The sequence below is a fragment of the Chryseobacterium sp. GP-SGM7 genome (genome assembly GCF_049166575.1).
In the GTDB taxonomy this organism is placed as follows: Bacteria; Bacteroidota; Bacteroidia; order Flavobacteriales; family Weeksellaceae; genus Chryseobacterium.
In genome coordinates, this window is sequence record NZ_JBMHFF010000001.1 from 1,328,337 (window position 1) to 1,342,069 (window position 13,733).

The 13,733-nt window shown below is 35.1% G+C and carries 11 protein-coding genes and 1 tRNA gene; 6 read left to right on the forward strand and 6 right to left on the reverse strand.

The genetic code is table 11. The features are described from left to right. Positions 1–241: 241 nt before the first annotated feature. From ACOOWA_RS05795 to ACOOWA_RS05805, 3 genes are all read left to right on the forward strand, one after another. A complete protein-coding gene (locus ACOOWA_RS05795; RefSeq protein ID WP_421373869.1) occupies positions 242–2,743 on the forward strand; it encodes a PIG-L family deacetylase in 2,502 nt (833 codons plus the stop codon). Between the two features lie 100 nt (positions 2,744–2,843). Continuing rightward, positions 2,844–4,535: a sodium:solute symporter gene (locus ACOOWA_RS05800; protein WP_421373871.1), complete on the forward strand. Its 1,692-nt coding sequence runs from the start codon at positions 2,844–2,846 to the stop codon at positions 4,533–4,535. Positions 4,536–4,568: 33 nt separating this feature from the next. Further along, entirely contained in the window at positions 4,569–5,087 is a 519-nt protein-coding gene (locus ACOOWA_RS05805; protein ID WP_421373872.1) for a DUF2911 domain-containing protein, read from the forward strand. A gap of 241 nt (positions 5,088–5,328) precedes the next feature. On the opposite strand, the gene ACOOWA_RS05810 is transcribed toward ACOOWA_RS05805, so the two are convergent. Genes ACOOWA_RS05810 through ACOOWA_RS05820 form a run of 3 tightly spaced genes read right to left on the reverse strand, consistent with a single transcriptional unit; the run spans position 5,329 to position 7,140 of the window. Beyond that, positions 5,329–5,973 carry a hypothetical protein gene (locus ACOOWA_RS05810; RefSeq protein ID WP_421373874.1) on the reverse strand — a complete coding sequence of 215 codons (645 nt, stop codon included), beginning with the start codon at positions 5,971–5,973 and terminating at the stop codon, positions 5,329–5,331. A 5-nt stretch (positions 5,974–5,978) separates the two neighbouring features. Next, positions 5,979–6,611: a hypothetical protein gene (locus ACOOWA_RS05815; RefSeq protein WP_421373875.1), complete on the reverse strand. Its 633-nt coding sequence runs from the start codon at positions 6,609–6,611 to the stop codon at positions 5,979–5,981. Positions 6,612–6,618: 7 nt separating this feature from the next. Continuing rightward, entirely contained in the window at positions 6,619–7,140 is a 522-nt protein-coding gene (locus tag ACOOWA_RS05820; RefSeq protein ID WP_421373877.1) for a hypothetical protein, read from the reverse strand. 420 nt (positions 7,141–7,560) lie between these two features. Between ACOOWA_RS05820 and ACOOWA_RS05825 the strand changes: the two genes are divergently transcribed. Then, positions 7,561–7,914, forward strand: a complete 354-nt coding sequence (locus ACOOWA_RS05825) for an ISAon1 family transposase N-terminal region protein (protein WP_421372726.1) — start codon at positions 7,561–7,563, stop codon at positions 7,912–7,914. A 28-nt stretch (positions 7,915–7,942) separates the two neighbouring features. Beyond that, positions 7,943–8,887, forward strand: coding sequence for an ISAon1 family transposase (locus tag ACOOWA_RS05830; protein ID WP_421374626.1), 945 nt, complete (start codon positions 7,943–7,945; stop codon positions 8,885–8,887). Positions 8,888–9,015: 128 nt separating this feature from the next. Here ACOOWA_RS05830 and ACOOWA_RS05835 read toward each other — a convergent pair. Both ACOOWA_RS05835 and ACOOWA_RS05840 read right to left on the reverse strand, forming a co-directional pair. Continuing rightward, positions 9,016–9,100 (reverse strand) — tRNA-Ser (locus ACOOWA_RS05835). Positions 9,101–9,220: 120 nt separating this feature from the next. Then, positions 9,221–10,924, reverse strand: coding sequence for a DUF4041 domain-containing protein (locus tag ACOOWA_RS05840; protein WP_421373879.1), 1,704 nt, complete (start codon positions 10,922–10,924; stop codon positions 9,221–9,223). 160 nt (positions 10,925–11,084) lie between these two features. Between ACOOWA_RS05840 and ACOOWA_RS05845 the strand changes: the two genes are divergently transcribed. Then, complete coding sequence (locus ACOOWA_RS05845; protein WP_421373880.1) at positions 11,085–12,248, forward strand: retropepsin-like aspartic protease; 1,164 nt, start codon at positions 11,085–11,087, stop codon at positions 12,246–12,248. Positions 12,249–12,359: 111 nt separating this feature from the next. Here ACOOWA_RS05845 and ACOOWA_RS05850 read toward each other — a convergent pair whose 3' ends face one another. Next, positions 12,360–13,718 (reverse strand): M28 family peptidase, encoded by a 1,359-nt coding sequence (locus tag ACOOWA_RS05850; protein WP_421373881.1) that lies wholly within the window; start codon positions 13,716–13,718, stop codon positions 12,360–12,362. Positions 13,719–13,733: the final 15 nt, after the last annotated feature.

The window sequence follows — 13,733 nt, forward strand, 5'->3', positions numbered from 1 at the left end:
TTTTCAAATAAGTGGGACACATCTATATATGAAAATGATATTCTGAGGTTATAATAAGGCATTGAAATATTATTTTAAGCATTAAAAACAATCGGAGTTGGCATTGTTGATCCTTTGTTTGCAATATTTACAAAACGATTTTAGGAAGAACATGATAGAATGTTTGGAGTTACTCGTTGCTTTTCTTTTAAGGTTGAAAGAAAAACGTTTTACTTATATTTGCCCTGCAAAGCAAATTCAAATGTTCAAAAAAGTATCTATTGCAGTTATTCTTAGCCTTTCAACGGTTTTAACTTCGGCTCAACAGGTTCGTCCTTCAAAATCATCCGAAATTTACCGCGATCTCAAAACCCTGAAACATTTACCTAAAGTTTTATATCTTGCGGCTCATCCCGATGATGAAAATACAGGATTGCTTTCCTGGTTAATCAACGACCAAAATGTAGAAACGGGCTATCTGTCTTTAACAAGAGGTGATGGTGGTCAGAATTTATTGGGTACGGAGCAAGGTGCTGCTTTGGGTTTAATCAGAACGCATGAGCTTTTAGAGGCGAGAAAGTTAGACGGCGCGCAACAGTTTTTCACCCGGGCAATAGATTTCGGGTTTTCTAAAAATACGACCGACACTTTTAAACAATGGGATGAAAACAGTATTACAGCAGATGTAGTCTGGGTGATCCGAAAGTTCCGTCCTGATGTAATTATCTGTCGTTTTCCACCAACTGCTGCGGCAGGACACGGACAACATGCGGCTTCGGCTGTCGTTGCGGAAAAGGCTTTTAAATTGGCAGGTGATAAAAAAGCTTTTCCGAATCAATTGAAATTTGTCAATATTTGGCAACCAAAACGCATTTTGTGGAATACTTTCCGATTCGGTGGAGTAAACACAACCGCTGAAAATCAGTTGAAAGTGACTGTAGGACAATATGATGCACAACTCGGATTAGGTTATGGTGAACTGGCAGGATTAAGCAGAAGTTTACATAAAAGTCAGGGAGCAGGAACACAATCTGTTGCCGGAATTAAAACTGAATATTTTTCCAATGTTGATGGTGAACCTGCAAAATCTATCCTTTTTGACGGAATCAATAAAACGTGGACAAAAGAAGGAAATCCTGACATTGATCAGTCATTAGATAAAATCATCTCTAATTTTAATTTTAATCGTCCTGATCTTAGTTTACCTGCTTTGCTTGCTTTACGAAAAAAGGTTATAACGTTAAAAGATTCAGATATAAAAAAGGATAAAATTAAATCTCTCGATCAAATTATTTTAAGCTGTGCAGGATTTATGGGCGAAGTGGTTACCAATCAACCAGAAGCTGTTGCAGGAGAAAGTCATAATTTTAGATTAAATGTAATTTCAAGAGCAGAAAATCCTGTCGTTTTAGAAAATGTAAAATGGTTGAATCAGTCAGAAAACTTCAACAGAAAACTATCAAAAGATTCTTTAATTACGATTCAGCATCAAATTCAGATTCCTGCAGATGCAGCACTTACAGAACCGTATTGGTTAGCAAAATCAGCCAAAGATGCGGCTACTTTTTCTGTCCCAAATGATACTTTAGTCGGTTTGCCTGAAACTGAATCACCATTAAGTATTTTGCTTGATTTAAAAATCGATTCAGAAAAATTTCAGGTGAAGCTTCCTTTATCTTTTAAAAAATTAGATCCTGTTCGTGGTGATGTGGTTGAAGCCTTAAGAATTGTTCCTGCTTTGGAACTGAAATTTACACAACCGCTTTATTTAGTTAAAGAAAATGAAGATTTGAATGTAAACCTAAATTTTAAGGCGAATTCCAACAAACAGTTCAGCAGTGGAAAAGTAAACCTGATGTATAATGGAGAACGATTAGGTGGCGGTGATTTAAAATCGATCAGTGGAAAAGATTTTACGGTCGGGTATGTCATTCCAAAAGCTAAATTAGCCTCAGTAAAATCAAATCAATTACAATTGGAAGCTGATTTTGTTGCTGATGGAATAGCTTATAATAAAAAACAGGTATTAATTCAGTATCCGCATTTACCATCTTTACAGTATTTTGCGCCTGCAAGCGTGGTTGTGATGAAAGGTGATATTCAGTCTAAAGTTAAAAAGGTTGGTTATGTACAAGGCGCTGGAGATTTTATTCCTGAGTTTCTAAGAATTGCAGGTATTCAGGTTGATGTCTTGAAAGACGAAGATTTTTATGGCAATAATGATGAATCCGGAAACGGAAGTCAAAACAAATTATCACAATACGACGCCATCGTTCTTGGAATTCGTGCCAATAATACAGAGAAAAAGCTCGGTCGATGGATGCCTTTTTTATGGTCTTATGTAAAAAACGGAGGTAACTTGGTAATGCAGTATAACACCAGTCAGGATACTACGGTTGATCAGTTGGGAATTTACAAATTCAACATTACCAATAAAAGAGTGACCGAAGAAAATGCTGAGGTTAAATTTTTAAATCCCAATCATAAATTGCTGAACTATCCGAACAAAATTACTGCAAATGATTTTAACGGATGGGTGCAGGAACGTGGCGCCTATTTCCCTGACAAATGGGATGCAGCTTACGAACCACTATTCGAAATGCACGATATGGGTGAAGAAACTCTTCAGGGATCAACTTTATATGCAAAATACGGAAAAGGTAATTTTATTTATACACCGTTGGCGTTTTTCAGACAGTTGCCTGCAGGAAATGTGGGTGCGGCCCGTTTATTTTTAAACTTTTTATCTGCACAGAAAAACTAATGAATAATCAACTTAAAAACTGGAATACTTGGTATATACTATTGGCATTTGCATTAGTTGTTCAAATCGTATTTTATTATTTGTTTACTAAATTCTGGGCATGAGTACGATAGATTGGACAGTTCTTATTTTTACATTGGTTGCAGTGGTGATTTATGGCGTATTCATCGGTCGTGGACAAAAAAGCAATGAATCTTACCTGAAAGCAGACAACAAAATGCCTTGGTACATCGTGCTGGTTGGCATTATGGCGACTCAGGCAAGTGCGATTACGTTTCTTTCGGCACCCGGACAGGCGTATACAGACGGGATGCGTTTCGTTCAGTATTATTTTGGTCTGCCGTGGGCAATGATTGTGATCTGTATTACTTTTATCCCGATTTTTCAGCGGTTAAATGTTTACACAGCCTACGAATATTTGGAAAACCGTTTTGATAAAAAAACAAGGGTGCTGACTTCACTGCTTTTCCTTTTTTCCAGAGGATTATCAACCGGAATCAGCATTTACGCTCCGGCTATCATTTTATCAAGCGTTTTAAACTGGAATATTTATCTGACGAATGTTTTAACGGGTGGGATTTTACTGATTTATACCTACGTTGGTGGTGCTAAAGCAATTGCCCACACTCAAAAATTACAGTTTCTCATTATTCTGGGAACGATGGCTTTTGCAGGTTATCTTCTTATTGAAAATATGCCGAATGGAATTGGTTTTAAAGATGCGCTTTATTTGGCAGGAAAGTCAGGAAAACTAAATGTCATCACTACAGACTTCGACTGGAAAGATAAGTATAACATCTGGAGCGGTTTAATTGGTGGATTTTTTCTCGCACTTTCTTATTTCGGAACAGACCAAAGTCAGGTTGGAAGATACATTACGGCGAAAGATAATACCAATGCAAAAATGGGCTTGCTGCTGAATGGTTTGGTTAAAATTCCGATGCAGTTTGCTATTTTGCTGATTGGTGCTTTGCTTTTTGCCTTCTTTTCTCTGAAACCGGCTCCGATTTATTTTAATGAACGATCTTATCAACATTTAAAGGAAACAAAACCTGAACAGGCTGCGGTTTTTGAAAAAGAACATCAGGATTTACAAATAAAATTTAATGCAGAGTCGAAAGAAATTTTAAAATTAAAGGAAACAAAATCTCCTCAACTGAACAAAAAAGTTCAGGATTTTAAAAATACACAAACTGGGGTAAAAGCACTTCACAGCAGGGTAGAAGAGGCTATCAATCAATCAAGCTATAATGCCGAGAAAACAGATACGAATTACATTTTCCTCTATTTCGTAAAAAACACTTTGCCTGTCGGGATGATTGGTTTGCTGTTTGCCGTCATTTTTCTTGCAAGCTGGGGTTCAATTTCTGCCGCACTGAATTCACTTGCCGCCTGTTCATTAAAGGATGTTCATTTAATATTTAAAAAAGAAATTCCTGATGATGAAACTGAACTAAAGTACAGTCGCCTCCATACTTTAGCGTGGGGAATTTTCTCGATTGGTGTAGCGATGTTTGCTACGCAAATGGGTTCATTGATCGAAGCGGTGAATGTATTGGGTTCGCTATTTTACGGCCCGATTTTGGGGATTTTTCTTGTCGCATTTTACTATAAAAAAATTACAGGAACCAATGTATTTATCTCTGCGATTTTGTCAGAAATTACAGTAATTGCCGTCTATCAATTTGATATTGTTTCCTTTCTTTGGCTTAATGTAATTGGTGCAGCGGCAGTCATTATATTTTCGGCTATCGGGTTATTGTTTTATAAGCGAAAAGCAGTACATTCGTAAAAGAAAAACAAACAAAAATTTATACAAAATATTATGAAAACAATGATTAAATCTGCTACAATGGTAATTGCTGCAATGACGATTTCAATAAACTCTTTTGCACAGGAAACTAAAAAACCCGCGAGTCCTCCAATGACTGCCACAGGAAAAATTAAAGATGCAAATATTACGATTGCTTACAGCAGTCCATCTGTTAAAGGGCGTACAATCTGGGGTGGTTTGGAAGCTTACAATAAAGTTTGGCGTGCAGGTGCAAACGAAGCAACTACTTTCGAAACAGATAAAGATATTACCGTGCAAGGTAAAAAACTTCCTGCAGGTAAATACAGCTTCTTCTTGATTCCTAAAGAATCCGGAACATGGACTGCAATTTTTAACAAAGAGTCAAAACAGTGGGGCGCTTATAAATACCAGGAAGCACAAGATGCTTTACGTGTTGATGTAAAAACAAAGGCTTTACCAACAACACAGGAAACTTTAGTTTATAAAATAAACAAAAATGGATTTACAATGGATTGGGATAAAATCTCAGTTCCCGTAGAAATAAAATAAATTTAGATTTAAAATAATAAAATCCCGCTTGTATTAGCGGGATTTTTCTTGAAAAGTACAGTGCCTAATCATAATCAGAGAAAAAACTACTTCTTACAATTATACTGCTGAATTTTAGTTTTTTTATTCAGAGAGAATTACCTCTAGACTTCCGTCGGAGTAGTTTATTTTGCAATAAATACTAATCCTTTACAATTTTTATCCTAAAATACTTTAATAATTAACAATCGAATTTTAATGTTTACGGAAGACTAGGTGCAGGAACACTACCAATTCCTGTTTGTGCAGCTTGCATATCAAAATTAATCATGTTATTTACAGTTGTAAGCATATCTTTACGGTAAACACTTACGCTGAGTCTAATCTCTGGATTTTGATTAAAAACACGGTTATTGTTTGGTGTAAACTTAACATGCCATGTTCCGTTCAATTCAAAAGAACGTGCCGAATATTGAGGTATATACTGCGCATTGCTCGCATCTTGATTAATTCTTATATTAGAATTATCGTTGACGCCTCTCACAATAAATCCGCCAATAATTAAGTAATACTTGCTTGATGGGATTTTAGTATCAAAATCTGTTAATCCTCCGGGAGTAATGTTCGTAATGTAATAGACTGTACTGTTAATAGCGCTGTATTCCGAAGTTGCAGGTATGTATCTTTTCAGTACCTTGTCACTGTTGTCTCTTACGAGTAGATAAGACTGTGTAGATGGTCCCGAAAATGTTCCTGGATTTTCAAAATACAAATTTCCGCTCAATTTAGTATTTCCGGTGACGTCTAATGTTCGCGTAGGGTTTGTATTTCCAATTCCCACTCCTTGTGCCTTAAATGTAGCTGTGCTCCCTAATGAAAGCATTGATAAAAATATAATCTTTTTCATAATTATTATATACCTGTTGGAGCAGTTACCGCAGTGCCGGAATTACTACCGTTTAAATCATAAGACACTTCTCCTAAACTCTTAAAAAATCTCTTAGAATACAAAATGATATCAAACCTGTATGTATAACGATCTGTTGTATTTTCTGTATTTAAGGTTGGATATCCAATATTAACATGCCATGAAGTTCCTGATTCAAAAACTCTAAGGACGAAGTGCCCTTTATTGATAGTAGATGCAGAAATATCCGTAAATATCCCATTGTTGCCTGCATTAGGTATCGCTTCAAAGTTAGCTATTGTTATAAAATATTTGTCTGTAGGGATATTGAGATTAAGATCATTGAGGTCATCCCTGTAAATATTTGAAATAGTATAGGGTTGTACAGTAATAGGTGTATAAAGCGTTTCGAGTGCTATAATCTTACCGTTTACAATTGTGGATTGGGGATCTATACCTACAATGGTAAACCCTGATGAATTATTCACATAATCCGTTGGATCTAATGTGATGGTAGTTCCTATTGCTGCAGATCCTACAATTTCTAATTTCTCTGTTGGATTGGTAGTACCAATCCCGATTTGCGCATTCATCTTTAAAAACAAAGATAAAACACTGATTAATAATAATTTTTTCATGGATAATCTACTGTAGAATAAGATTGTTTTCACTTCCTGATGAAGTACCGTTGATATTGAAAGGACCTCTCTCTGGAAAAATCTTCACATAAGTTTTTGGATAAATTGCGCAAACTAATGTCCATGTGCCATTTGTGTCTGCTGCAACTTCAGAATAATCAGCGTATAAGATCCACTCGCTGTTTACACTCTTAACTCCATATGATGGTATTGCGGTCGTAGTTCCTTTAACATCTCTATCAAAAAATGCCGATAGTACCATTACAGAATAGTCATCAGAATTTATTTTAGTATTAAAACTTTCAACCCAGTCCAAATTGGCATTGGTGAGTTTATAAGTGATAATACTCGCAAGACCTGGAGAGTTGGCTTGTGTAGGATCAATTTTTCTTACAGCGTTGTCAACAGTACTTTGGTTAAGCATCTGATAACGATCTTTTTCTGTTGCTGATATTTGGGGTATGGTTCCTGTTATGAGCTGTGAAGATTTATAAGAACCATTTACATCGAGTTTGACACGGGGGTTCACAGTATTTATCCCGACGTTGCCCTGTTGCGCAAAGCAGGAACTCCCGGTCAAAATGCCGAGGACAGTTATAATTAACTTTTTCATTCTTTTCAGTTTTTGCCATATTTATAATGGCTCTAGGGTTTGTAAAATTAAACAAATATAATTTCTAGTTTTAATAAAAATATTGCTTTAATGATTAATATCATGATTGACTAAAAAATTTAATATTTCGTTTACAGTGTGGTAAATTTTAACGTTAATTATTTACTTTTTGTTAATATTCCCTGAAAATGTACAATTGTTAGAATCCCTGTTGGTTTATTTTGAATTTTCCGTGACCCCATTTTTGAATCTCAACAAAATAGGTCATATAAATCGTGAACTATGGATCAATCACAAAACCTGGGGAGAATTGTTGAAAGTTTTTAACTTTGCTTCATGTCTCAAGATCAAGAATTATTAAAACTGTTACTTCCCGAATATTTAGTGGCGTATTTCGATTTCGTAAAATCTGAAGAAAAAGAAGGACTTCTTCATCTTTACTTTGAAGAAAAAAACAGTGTTCCTAAAGAGTTTTCCTCATTAAATCTTCAATCGAAAGGATTTCACGAAGAAATTGCCGTTGATGATTTTCCGCTTCGTGGCAAAGCCGTAAAACTCAACATTAAGCGTAGAAGATGGACGGATATGAAGTCTGGAAATATTGTTCAACGAGATTGGAATCTCATCGCTAAAGGCACTCGCATGACACAGGATTTTGCAGAGTTCTTAAAAAAAATCAGCCGATACTAAAGCGCTTCCTTTGGAAATCATTGGCGAGATGTATGGTGTCAACGGAAAGAAATTTCGCAGACAGTACAAAAAATCCCTCAGTGAATTTAAAGACTGGAACCAGAAATCCCATGCCGAAGATTACATTTTATACCCCGCAAACTGCCTCTCACAACTCTCTTTAGACGAAGTAGCCTTGTCTCAGGGCGAACTTTACACCGTGCTTACATCCAAGCATGCCAAGGGCAGGAAAGGCAGTATTGTTGCCGTCATTAAAGGAACAAGAAGCGAAGATGTTATTGATAAACTCTTAAAAATAAGCAGAAAATTAAGGCAAAAGGTAAAGGAGGTTACCTTGGATATGGCGGGCTCTATGAAGCTTATTGCCAAGCGGTGTTTTCCCAATGCCGTGCAGGTTGTCGACCGTTTCCATGTACAAAAACTAGCCATCGAAGCTGTTCAGGAATTAAGAATCAAACATCGTTGGGCAGCCATAGACAAGGAAAATGAAGCATTAAAAACCGCAAAAGAAACCAAAGCAAGAGCGAAAATCGAAATCTTTGAAAATGGCGATACCCAAAAACAACTTTTAGCCAGAAGCCGATATTTGCTCTACAAAAGCAGAGAAAAATGGACTGAAAACCAATCTGCCAGAGCCAAAATTTTATTTTCTCAATATCCGGACTTGGAAAAAGCTTACAACTTATCGGATAATCTCAGGAAAATTTACAACCAAAACATGACAAAGTCTGTAGCCATGCTCAAATTGGCTCGTTGGTTTAAAGACGTAGAAGAATCCGGTTTTAAATCATTTTCTATACTCAAAAATACTATTATGAATCATTATAATGATATCCTTAACTATTTTGAACAAAGAAGTACCAATGCCTCTGCAGAAAGCTTTAACGCTAAAATCAAAAACTTCAGAATGCAACTTCGAGGAGTAAGGGACAAATCATTTTTCTTATTCAGATTGTCAAAACTTTTTGCTTAGTCCCCAGATTTTGTTACTGATCCAGATTGAGCCTGAACTATTTTGTTTTTTTGACTCTAGCGTAAAACAAAAAACGCTGTAAACATTGATGTTTACAGCGTTTTAGCTTATTTTAGTTTCTCAACCAGCGGAGAGAGAGGGATTCGAACCCCCGGACCTGTTACAGTCAATAGTTTTCAAGACTATCGCAATCGACCACTCTGCCATCTCTCCAAAAACTTCGATTGTATCGTTGTTTTCAGTGGTGCAAATATATAATGTTTTTTAATTCTGACAAATAATTTCTCCGAAAAATATTAAAAAAATATCCCGATTAAAGTAAAGAAAATATTATTAAATTTCTTCAATAACTTCCTCATAGCTTACAGGATCTGTAACCTCCTGAAAACGTTTCCACTCAGCTTCAGCGGATGTATTGGTTTTCATTTCTTCTTCCAGTTTCAATGTCTCACGATATTGTTTTGCTTCGGCAAGGAGTGTCCATTTGCAATTGATACCGATTCTCTCAATATGATTTTTCAAATCACTCAATTCAACTCTGAAAAATTCTTTTCTGGGATTGATTTTATTAAGCTGATTTTTAAGAAATTTCTTATGAAGCTGTCGTTCCAAGGCGGGTGCATCTTCCGAATAGATCATGGCATGAACATCAAATTCAAACGGGACACTTGCATCGCCCAGTTCACGAACCCGGTCTAAAGGTTCTAAACGCCTCGTCATCCCGATTTTATAAACATCTTCACCAAATGAGCCAATATTTGAAATGATGTAAACATTTCCTGTTTTAGTTTGTTGTGCCATCGAAATTGCTCTTTGGTTTTTCTCTTCTGCTGCCTCAAGTTTTTCCTGAAGCTCTTCCAGTTTTTGCTGGAAAAGTACTTTCTGCTCTTCATTCGCTCTCGAAACCTGTGCTTCAGCTTTTTCAATCAGCCTTTTTAAAGTCTGTTCTTCTTTTTCAGCATCATTTATTGCTTTTTCAAATTCCTTGCGGGCTTTTTCTTCTTCACGAATCTGTTCACGGATTTCTCTTTGCTCTTCAAGTTCCATTGCCCTTAATTCCTGCGCTACAACTGCCCATTTTAGCTCTTCTAATCTTGCGTGATGATAAATTTCAGAGATTCTTGCATTTCTGAAAGCTTTTCCATTAAAATTTACCAACTGGAAAGCATCTTCAACTTTTTGTTTTAAAATTCCGTAGTTATCTTTTTTTACAGTCGCCAAAATCGAATCGACTTTCCCGTTATATGCATCAATTACAAAATCTACAGCAGTTTTTTGTCGTTCTTCATCCATATATTCACAGATTCCGGCTTGTCTGTTGACAATCATCATCTTATTGTTCTGGCGAAGTTTTTTCAGATTTTCTCCAGCTTCTTTATGACTGAAATCTTCAGCAAGTTGATCTAAAAGTGTATAATTTGGGACTAAATATTCATTTCCGTACCCTTTGATTACATTTTTCATTGCCTGAATTCTGTCTGCAATTTCGCTGGCTTCTCTCAGGCTTCGATAAGCATCGCCACCAATTGTTTCAGCTCTGTTTTCAGCATTTTCGATGATTCTTTTTGATTCTCTTACTGCATTTTCATACAAAAGTTCAATTTCACGCTGTTTCTTTTCGGTAAATTCTTTGCTATTTTTACGTGACTCTTTCGCACTCTCCTGTGCTTCAGATAATTCTAGATTTCCTTTTTCTCGTAATCTCTGATAATCTTTTTGAGCCTTTTTTAGTAAATATTCACATTCAATTTTCACATCGATAATATTTTGATATTTGCTTAGTTCCTCAATTTTATCTTTCAGCTCACGATTGTTGATTTGAAGATTTGAAAACTCAGTTCGCGCCGATTGGAATTTATTTTTGAGTGAATTGTTTTCAAATTGATACTTTGAAATTAAAGACTTCAACTGAGTAATATCTTTCAATAGTTCGTTGATTTTCAGATTTTTGGTTTTGATTTCATTCCGGAGTTTTATTAGCTTGGTATAAAAATAAACCGCTAAAATACCAAGAATCACAATTAAAATAATTTCCATGGTTATTCGTTTTGTTGGATGTGCAATGATATGAAAATAGCTTTTTACCTTTTTACGGGAAACCGTATTTCATGTTTAAATTTCTTTCATAAATGGCTATTTTGCATCTTATAATTTTAAAAATTTAATTAAAAAACACTATTTTTAACAAAAATAATCGATGAAGAAAGTTCTATTATTTGTTCTCATATTTCTCACAATTACTGTTTCTGCTCAGGGAAGAAAATTTTTTGAAAAGGGAGAAGCTGTATTGAAAAATCCGGTAGAGAAAATTAATCTTACTTTTGAAAATGAAATTCCACTGGTAAAGGTTGTCATCAATGGAAAATCCTATCAATTTTTGTTTGATACAGGTGCTCCAACGGTGATTTCTCATTCTGTATATAATGAAATGAATCTTGAAGAAAAACGTAAAAGTAAAGTAAAGGATTCGCAGAAAAACAAACAGGAACAGATTTTTACTGAACTGCCCGAAATGAAAATTGATCAAATAATTTTCAAAAATATCGGAGTGATGGTGATGGATTTGCAGGGCCATGAATTTGGATGTCTTAAAATTGATGGTATTATTGGTGCCAATCAAATGGCAAAATTGTTTTGGAAAATTAATTATTCTGAAAATACCCTGGAAGCAACGGCAGATTTGAAAAATTTTCAGTTAGAAAATTATGAAACGGTTTTTAAATTTTTCTCCCTGTCTCAGAAAACACCTATTATAGAATCCAGAATCTTAGACAAAAAAATCAATCTTACTTTTGATACGGGATTTACAGGCAGTATAAAAATTTCGGATGGAGAGTATAATCCTAAAAATACAACTGTAAAGTCTGTAGAAACTTTTGGAGTAAATTCTGTAGGAGCTTTTGGTGCCGGAAAAGCGGTTTCTTCGTATCATTTCAGGCCAAAACAAATAGAAATAGCTCAAAATAAATTTGAAAACGAAATAGTAATGACAGGAAATTCCAGCCTTCTGGGAAATGAATTTTTAAAGAAATTTAGATTTATTATTGATTGGGAAAATAATAAAATTTATCTGCACCGCATTATAGATACTTCCTCAAAAATGCAGTCTTTTGGTTTTGCATATCGTTTTATTAATCTTAAAGCAAAGGTGGTTTTAGTTTTTCGGCAAAAAGATTTTCCTATTCAAATCGATGATGAAATTTTAGGCATCAACGATACAAGCTTTGAAAACTTAAACGATGTTTCTTCTTGTGAGTATTTATTAAACAGAGTAGAAAAAGGTTTAAAATCAATAAAAATTAAGGTGAAAAGAGGTAATCAGATTTTAAATTTTACGATTGAGAAAAAAGAGTATCTGTAATAATTATTTATGCATTATTCTTAAATTGGATTGCGAAGTTTTAGAAAAAAATATTAAAAATAATTTTGTTAATTTTCAATAAATAAGTATTAAAATCGAGGACTTTATCTTTTACCAATTCTTATCAATCATATAAATCATCTGCGTCATAATCGTTGCTCCCAAAAGCAATTCTCTGCGGTTAACTTTCTCAAAAGTATCTTCTTCGGTATGATGAATATCAAAATATCTTTGAGAATCGGGTGCCAATTCTGCTGTTGGAATTCCCATCTCTTTCAACGGGTAAATGTCTGTTCCGGAATATCTTCCTTCAAAATCATAAGCTCCGTAAGGTAAAAATAATGGTGACCAACTTTTAATCTGATTGATTTTAGCTTCATCCATTTCCAGAGCAATTCCTCTCGGAGTAAATCCGCCTGCATCAGATTCTAAGGCAAAAAGATGCTTTTCGCCGGTTTCTTTTACCATTTTCCCGTATTGCTGACCACCTTTTACACCATTTTCTTCATTTGCAAAACAAACAACTCTGATGGTGTGATTATTTTTTATAGCTAAATTTTTAAACGTTCTTAAAACTTCGATACTTTGTACAATTCCGCTACCATCATCATGCGCACCTTCGCCAACATCCCAGGAATCTAAATGTCCGCCAACAATGATAACACTTTTATCTTTATGACCTGTAATTTCTCCGATAACAGAGTGGGAGAGTTTCTCACCTCTCATCCCGCAGTTTGAATTGAGTTTTGCAGTAATTTTTTGTGATTTTAAAAGAGCTTCAAGTTCATCCGCAGTTGTATTTCCAATCGCAACGGCAGGAATTTTCTCTGAATTTTCTTTATAACGCATCGCTCCGGTGTGAGGAACATCATCAAAAGCCGAAGAAAGTGACCTCACAATGGCAAACTTTCCTCCTTTTTTTGCTGTTAATGAAGCTGCAGTGGAACGGTAAACTGCCGCATCACTGTACGCTTTGAAAGTCTGAACGTAAGACTGACTTAACGGATAATTAAAGAAAACGATTTTATCTTTTACCTCTTCCGGATTAAGTTTTTCGTATTCGCCCAAAGATTTTACCATGATGATTTCTCCTGAAATATCTTTTCCCTTTGTTCCTTCAGAATTGCCTAAAGAAAGCATTTTCAAAGATTTCCAATTTCCGTTTTGAGATTTTATTTTTAGAGATTCTTTTCCTCTTTCCCAAACAGGAATCATCACTTCCTGAAGCCACACCTTATCGGCTCCGGCTTCTTTCAGTTTTTGCTCTGCCCATTTTACAGATTTTTCGTAAGCTGCTGAACCGCTTAATCGATGACCGATATTTTTCGTTAAATCTCTTAATTCGTTGTATGATTTTCCTTTATTTAAAATTTCTGTTGAAATTCTGCTGAATTGAATAGAATCTTCTTTGGTTTGTCCGAAAGCATTTAAACTCAAAAATAAAATAGCAGCTGATAAAATATATTTCATGTTCAATATTCTTTT